The sequence below is a fragment of the Anaerotignum faecicola genome, from assembly GCA_024460105.1.
In the GTDB taxonomy this organism is placed as follows: Bacteria; Bacillota; Clostridia; order Lachnospirales; family Anaerotignaceae; genus JANFXS01.
Genome location: JANFXS010000578.1, coordinates 1 through 389, shown reverse-complemented (window position 1 = coordinate 389; position 389 = coordinate 1). Strand labels below are relative to the sequence as shown.

At 51.4% G+C, this 389-nt stretch carries 1 protein-coding gene; it reads left to right on the top strand.

From position 1 onward, the window contains the following. Nucleotides 1–261, top strand: a 261-nt coding sequence (locus tag NE664_15475) for a DMT family transporter (protein ID MCQ4728033.1), incomplete at its 5' end; no start/stop codon positions are given. Nucleotides 262–389: the final 128 nt, after the last annotated feature.

Sequence of the window (389 nt, the reverse complement as noted above, 5' to 3'; positions counted from 1 at the left end):
AATATTTCGGGGATTCTCCAGGTGGAGCCGAAATACATGCTTCTGGGCGGAATTATCGGCGCCTTTATCACATATACCGTAGTGCGCAGTATGGGGTCACTGGGGCCTGCGAAGGCGGCGCTTATCATCGTTATATCCCAGATCATCGTGGCATACGGAATCGAACTGTTTGGACTGTTCGGTGTGGAAAAAGCCGGATTTGAATGGAAAAAGCTGATTGGCGCGGTGGTAGCTGTGATCGGTATTATCATATTTAATTAACAAAGTTACGCAGAAAAACCGTCCGGCACCTCTGGCTGTCAGACGGTTTTTCTGCTGTCCGCGGGCTTCTGCTCAAAAAACTCCGATATGCCCGTCCCGCCCTCTGGCGTGTGCTACTGTCCCGTGCC